This window comes from Mycolicibacter sinensis, from assembly GCF_001667945.1.
In the GTDB taxonomy this organism is placed as follows: Bacteria; Actinomycetota; Actinomycetes; order Mycobacteriales; family Mycobacteriaceae; genus Mycobacterium; species Mycobacterium sinense_B.
On the sequence record NZ_LZJK01000156.1, the window covers coordinates 1 to 1,700 of the forward strand.

At 71.1% G+C, this 1,700-nt stretch carries 3 protein-coding genes and 1 tRNA gene; 3 read left to right on the top strand and 1 reads right to left on the bottom strand.

Annotation, left to right across the window (positions count from 1 at the left end; genetic code table 11):
* Positions 1–140: 140 nt before the first annotated feature.
* The 3 genes from A5694_RS20725 to A5694_RS20735 all read left to right on the top strand — a co-directional run bounded on the left by A5694_RS20725 (position 141) and on the right by A5694_RS20735 (position 1,246).
* Entirely contained in the window at positions 141–662 is a 522-nt protein-coding gene (locus A5694_RS20725; protein ID WP_064924190.1) for a tRNA adenosine deaminase-associated protein, read from the top strand.
* Complete coding sequence (locus A5694_RS20730; protein ID WP_064924191.1) at positions 659–1,126, top strand: nucleoside deaminase; 468 nt, start codon at positions 659–661, stop codon at positions 1,124–1,126. The genes A5694_RS20725 and A5694_RS20730 overlap by 4 nt, the downstream gene beginning before the upstream one ends.
* A gap of 29 nt (positions 1,127–1,155) precedes the next feature.
* Positions 1,156–1,246: transfer RNA gene (locus tag A5694_RS20735), tRNA-Ser, on the top strand.
* 82 nt (positions 1,247–1,328) lie between these two features.
* Here A5694_RS20735 and A5694_RS20740 read toward each other — a convergent pair.
* Positions 1,329–1,700, bottom strand: a 372-nt coding sequence (locus A5694_RS20740; RefSeq protein WP_234787949.1) for a DUF4333 domain-containing protein, incomplete at its 5' end; no start/stop codon positions are given.

The window sequence follows — 1,700 nt, forward strand, 5'->3', positions numbered from 1 at the left end:
GCTGCGGCGGCCCGCAGCACCGAACCGCCGATCAGGCCGAGCCCCAAGACGCACACCGGAGTTTTCCCTGCACCTGCCACCACCTGTCCAGGTTGGCACACGCTGGTCAAGGGCGTGAACGGCGACTACCGTAGGCGGCCATGGGAGCACAGGGCGCGTCCGCACAGGGCCGGCCGGCGGACACGCTGGACGGCTTCGGGGTGGCTGTTGTGCGTGAAGACGGCAAGTGGCGTTGCACGTCGATGCGTGCCGCGGCACTGACCAGTCTGTCGATCGCCGAGACGGAACTGCGTGAGTTGCGCAGCGCCGGCGCGGTTTTCGGTCTGCTCAACGTCGACGACGAATTCTTCGTGATCGTCCGGCCGGGGCCGGCCGGCACCCGGCTGCTGCTCTCGGATGCGACGGCCGCACTCGACTACGACATCGCCGACGAGGTGCTCGACGAGCTCGACGCCGACATCGACGCCGAGGACCTGGAGGACTCCGAGCCGTTCGAAGAGGGCGATCTGGGCCTGCTGTCCGATATCGGGCTGCCCGCCGCGGTGCTCGGCGTCATTCTCGACGAGTCCGATCTGGCCGTTGATGAGCAACTGCACCGGATCGCCGCCGAGATGGGGTTCGACGAGCAGCTCTCGGCGGCCCTGCCGCGACGCAAGCGGTGACCGGCCTATCCACCGACGAGGAGCTGATCCGCGCGGCGTTGGCGGCTGCCCGGCAGGCCGGCTCCCGCGATATTCCGGTGGGGGCGGTGGTGGTTGCCGCGGACGGCACCGTGCTGGCCTCGGCCGCCAATGCCCGCGAAGCCCTCGCCGACCCCACCGCGCACGCCGAGATGCTGGCGCTCCGCGATGCGGCCGCGGTGCTCGGCGACGGCTGGCGGCTGACCGGCGCCACGTTGGCCGTCACCCTGGAGCCGTGCACCATGTGCGCCGGCGCGCTGGTGGCCGCCCGGGTGGCGCGGCTGGTGTTCGGGGCCTTCGAGCCCAAGACCGGGGCGGTCGGCTCGCTGTGGGACGTGGTGCGCGACCGCCGGCTCAACCACCGCCCCGAGGTGCGTGGTGGGGTGCTGGCCGCCGAGTGTGCTGCACCACTGGAGGAGTTCTTCGCCCGCCAGCGATTGGGCTGAGGGCACGGTCGTTGGGTAGGCTGTCCCGCGGTGGCGTGTCCGAGCGGCCTAAGGAGCACGCCTCGAAAGCGTGTGTGGGGTAACCCCCCACCGAGGGTTCAAATCCCTCCGCCACCGCCATGTGAAATCGCGCCGAGTGTGCGGTTTCGTACGCGACCCGCCGGGGTCGGCGTATGAAACCGCACACTGGACGTCTTGCCCATCACCGCGGCCGGTCGACGGCATACGTCCCGGCGTCGTCGGTGAACTCCACCAGCACCTGGCGCTGGGCGCCGTCGACGGTGACCGCGCAGGTGAAGGTGCCTCCTTTGCGCACCGTCGGGTTGACCCCGTTGTTGCAGCGCACGGCGCTCACGTCGTCGCGCCCGTAGCCGTTGATCGGATCGGTGAGCACCGAGCGCACACCGTCCTGGGCGCGGCCGACGTCGAGTTGCACCGGTCCGGAGCCGCCGACCACGCCGCGCAGCACCAAGATCACCAGCAGCGCCACCGCGAGCAGCCCGGTCACGCCCGCGCCGATCAGCACCGTCCGGTTCGACGGACGCTGCGGGGCGGGTGGTCGCGGGGGAGCAGG

Bases quoted from the DNA above. Each gene is read 5' to 3' on its own strand.
- A5694_RS20725 (WP_064924190.1), top strand. From the start codon at position 141: ATGGGAGCACAGGGCGCGTCCGCACAGGGCCGGCCGGCGGACACGCTG.